This window comes from Rhizobium sp. P1_E1 (assembly GCF_056406015.1).
The window spans coordinates 1-3,897 of record NZ_JBFUAY010000320.1 but is presented as its reverse complement, the minus strand read 5'-3'; the positions used below and the strand labels follow the sequence as shown (position 1 = coordinate 3,897).

Genomic DNA, 3,897 nt, shown 5'->3' with positions numbered 1-3,897 from the left:
GTCCGGTGTCGTCCGCCCAAGTGGCGGTGCCTTCCTGGTCGAAGGAAAGCCGGTCAATTTCCGCAGTCCGCGCGATGCGCTCGATGCAGGGATTGCGACCGTGTATCAGGACCTTGCCATGATCCCGCTGATGTCGATCACCCGTAATTTCTTCATGGGGCGGGAGCCTCGCAAGGGCTTCTTCCCTTTCCGTCACCTCGACCTTACGCATTGCAACGATGTAACGCGGGAAGAGATGCGTAAGATCGGCATCGATATCCGCGATCCCAATCAGGCAGTGGGCACTCTGTCTGGCGGCGAACGCCAATGCGTTGCGATTGCGCGTGCGGTCTACTTCGGCGCTAAGATCCTCATTCTCGATGAGCCGACTTCGGCGCTCGGCGTGGCGCAAACCTCGATGGTGCTGAAATACATCCACCAAGTTCGACAGAGCGGATTGGGCGTCATTTTCATCACCCATAATGTCCGCCATGCCTATGCGGTGGCGGACCGCTTCACCATCCTCAATCGGGGCCAGACGCTTGGCACCTATGCCAAGGCGGATATCGCGATGGATGCGCTGCAGAACCTCATGGCCGGCGGCAAGGAGCTGCAGCAATTGTCCGAAGAGCTCGGCGGTACGATCTAGCCGGCTTGCTTCCGAGGCGGCGTTCGATTGGTTTTCAAACTCGTCGTCGCTTTTCACTCAATCATTAATCATGGAATACGGTCATGAACGACGGTTCGTCGAATGCCTCATCCCCCTTCACGCTCGCGGTCTGCGCCGAGATGGTCTTCAAGTCGCTTCCTGTCGTCGACAGGCTGAAGCGTATCACTGAACTTGGCTTTCACGTCGAGATCTGGGATTGGACGAAGCATGACATCGCCGCCCTCGCAAGATCAGGAGCGGTCTTCTCGTCGATGACGGGCTATGTAACCGGCACGCTAGCGGATGACGATGGTGCGGACGAATTGCTGCGAACCGCGAAGCAATCGATCCGGATCGCCAGGGAGCTGAATTGCCCCCGCCTCAACTTACACGGCACCGGTCTCGACGAACAGGGCCTGCCGGTGGTCAAGGCCGAGAAGGTGACGGGCGCCATGTGGCTCAAGGCGCACGACACGCTTAGCCGCATCGCCGACCTCGGCGAGAAAGAGGGCGTCACCTTCGTGCTCGAAAACCTCAATGAAGCAGTCGATCACCCCAAGACACCGTTTGCCAAGGCTGAAGATACGCTTGCGCTCGTTTCGTCGGTTAACCGACCGGCGTTGAAGCTCAATCTCGACCTCTATCACGCCCAGATCGGCGAAGGAAACCTGATCGAGCTTTGCCGGCGCGCGCTACCTTATATCGGTGAAATACAGGTGGCGGATGTTCCCGGCCGCATGGAGCCGGGCACCGGAGAGATCAACTACAAGGCAATTGCTCGTGCGCTCAAGGATATGGGTTATCGCGGCACGATCGGCATGGAGGCCTGGGCCTCCGGCGATGATGAGACGGCGCTTGCCCGTTTCCGCGACGCCTTCACGGTTTGAAGATTTCGATAGTCAAAACGGAGAAATATCAATGATCAGATTTGGAGTGATTGGTGCCGGCCGGATAGGCAAGGTGCACGCCGCGACCATTGCGGCGAACCCCAAGGCCAAGCTCGTCTACGTGGCGGATGCCTTCAGAGCATCGGCTGAGGCGCTGGCCGCGCAGACGGGCGCCGAGGTTGCCGATGCGGAAGATGTCATCAAGTCCTCAAACGTCGACGCGATCCTGATCGCGACGCCGACACCCAGCCACGCCGATCTCATCGAGGCGGCCGCGAGGGCCGGTAAGGCAATCCTCTGCGAAAAGCCGGTGTCCCTGTCGGTCGAGCGCATCAATGCCTGCCTCGACGTCGTCGAGAAGAACAAGTCGACCTTGATGATCGGCTTCAATCGCCGGTTTGACCCGAACTTCGCCAGTGTGGARGCGCGCCTGCGCCGGGGCGATGTCGGCGAAATCGAGATTGTGACGATCACCAGCCGAGATCCCACACCGCCGCCGGCGGATTACGTTAAATCCTCCGGCGGTCTGTTCCGCGACATGATGATCCATGACTTTGACATGGCCCGCTTCCTCATCGGGGAGGAATTCGTCGTCGTGAATGCACTTGGATCGTCGCTCGTCGACAAGGCGATCGGCGCCGAGGGCGATGTGGACACTGCCGCCGTGCAGATGCAGACGGCTTCCGGGCGCATTGCCGTTATCACCAATTCACGCCGGGCGACTTACGGCTACGACCAGCGCGTCGAAGTCCATGGGTCCGCCGGCATGCTTGCGGCGAGGAATATTCAAGCAACGAGCGTCGAGCTTTCCAATGCGAACGGCGTAAGCGGCGATCCCGTCCAATATTTCTTCCTTGAACGCTACGCCCAGGCCTATGCCAACGAGATCAATGCCTTCATCGACGCGATCGACAGCGGCGACCGCTCGCCGAAGCCCGGTGGGCTTGATGGACTCCAGGCTCAGAAACTGGCGGAGGCCGCTACCGTCAGCTGGCAGAAGGGCAGGCCAGTTGAGGTCGAATAACAAGCTTCGATGCGATGCGGAAATGTCGTCACATTGCCGCACCGCTACCGGAGGTGACGCTTCCTTTTAATAGGCTTCCGGGTCGCCAGTACATTGCCGTAGGGCGGCTTTGCGAGGTGAAGTGCCATGATGCAGGACAGGATTCATTGTCCTCCAACAACATTGGAGGAACTGAAGTACCAGATCGCCAAGCGCCAGATCGTCTTCCCCGATCGTCTGGAACAAGTCGCTAAACAGATCTTAGCGCAGCCGGAAATGATTGCATTCGAAAGTGCCGCTGCGATTGCGCGCAATTGTAAGGTTTCTCAAACCACGGTTCACCGACTTGCACAGCACATCGGGTTTCGAACATTTGGCGAGTTTCGCGCGATGATAAGAGATCATCTTCGCAAGATTTCCGCAAATCATCGCTAGAGGAGCGAAGGTGGTCGAATTCACTCTGGGTTTCGATCCGAGCCCCGAGAAGGCTGCGTCGACCATAATGGCCGAAAAATAAGCACTGGCTTTATATTACATTGCGACAAGTGTATGGCTGACTGCCATCGGGCAGCATCAGCGTTGCAAATGGAGACGCCCAGGAGCAAGTGAGATACGCACTGCGCCCTTCGCCCTTAGATCGTATACTCCGGTTCAGACAAGGTCTGGTCCATCGTGATTCCGGGGAGGTTGAAGTGGCGCTTGCCCACCTGCCTCGCCGGAATGCCGGCGACCGATGTATAGGCTGTAACGGCATTTATGACCACGCTGCCTGCACCCACCTTGGCGCCAACGCCAATTTCGATGTTGCCGAGAATCTTGGCACCCGCTCCGATAAGAGCGCCGCGTCGTACCTTGGGGTGCCGGTCGCCGGTTTCCTTGCCTGTCCCTCCCAATGTAACATTCTGGAGTATGGAGACGTCGTCTTCGACGACCGCAGTCTCGCCGATGACCAGGCCGCTCCCGTGATCGAGCATGATGCTCTTCCCCATCTTTGCGGCGGGGTGAATGTCCACACCGAAAACTTCAGAAATTCGGCTCTGGATGTGGCGCGCCAAATGGAGGCGGTCATGATGCCAAAGCCAGTGGGCGACCCGTTGTCCCTGCAGAGCTACAAAGCCTTTGAAATACAGGAATGGCGTCAGGATTTCCGTGTTCGATGGATCGCGTTCCTTGATCGCGGTCAGGTCAGCGGCGGCATCGGCGACAATATTGCGGTTGCCGACGAATGCCTGGGCAATCACCGCCAGCAACTCGTCATGGTCGAGGTCGTGATTGGCCAGTTTGATTGCGACCCGCTGAGCGAGCGCCTGGGCGAAACTCGCATGATAAAGCACTGCGGAATTCATGGCGCGCGTGAGTGCTGCATCCTTGGCCGAAGC

5 protein-coding genes are annotated in these 3,897 nt (G+C 58.4%); 4 read left to right on the top strand and 1 reads right to left on the bottom strand.

Translation table 11 applies throughout. The features are described from left to right. The 4 genes from AC1D1Z_RS34835 to AC1D1Z_RS34820 all read left to right on the top strand — a co-directional run. A partial coding sequence (locus tag AC1D1Z_RS34835; RefSeq protein WP_477853345.1) for an ATP-binding cassette domain-containing protein occupies positions 1 to 628 on the top strand: 628 nt, incomplete at its 5' end. Positions 629 to 711: 83 nt separating this feature from the next. Next, positions 712 to 1,515 carry a TIM barrel protein gene (locus tag AC1D1Z_RS34830; protein ID WP_131647132.1) on the top strand — a complete coding sequence of 268 codons (804 nt, stop codon included), beginning with the start codon at positions 712 to 714 and terminating at the stop codon, positions 1,513 to 1,515. Positions 1,516 to 1,546: 31 nt separating this feature from the next. Next, positions 1,547 to 2,539: an inositol 2-dehydrogenase gene (gene iolG, locus AC1D1Z_RS34825; protein WP_018247046.1), complete on the top strand. Its 993-nt coding sequence runs from the start codon at positions 1,547 to 1,549 to the stop codon at positions 2,537 to 2,539. Positions 2,540 to 2,665: 126 nt separating this feature from the next. Continuing rightward, positions 2,666 to 2,953, top strand: coding sequence for a MurR/RpiR family transcriptional regulator (locus tag AC1D1Z_RS34820; protein WP_018247045.1), 288 nt, complete (start codon positions 2,666 to 2,668; stop codon positions 2,951 to 2,953). A gap of 197 nt (positions 2,954 to 3,150) precedes the next feature. Here the strand turns inward: AC1D1Z_RS34820 and cysE are convergent. Next, positions 3,151 to 3,897 (bottom strand): serine O-acetyltransferase (gene cysE, locus AC1D1Z_RS34815; RefSeq protein WP_477853343.1); only part of this gene is annotated, 747 nt, incomplete at its 5' end.

What these genes read in the sequence shown, in the direction of transcription:
- AC1D1Z_RS34830 (WP_131647132.1), top strand. Translation starts at nt 712, where the DNA reads ATGAACGACGGTTCGTCGAATGCCTCATCCCCCTTCACGCTCGCGGTC.
- AC1D1Z_RS34820 (WP_018247045.1), top strand. Translation starts at nt 2,666, where the DNA reads ATGATGCAGGACAGGATTCATTGTCCTCCAACAACATTGGAGGAACTG.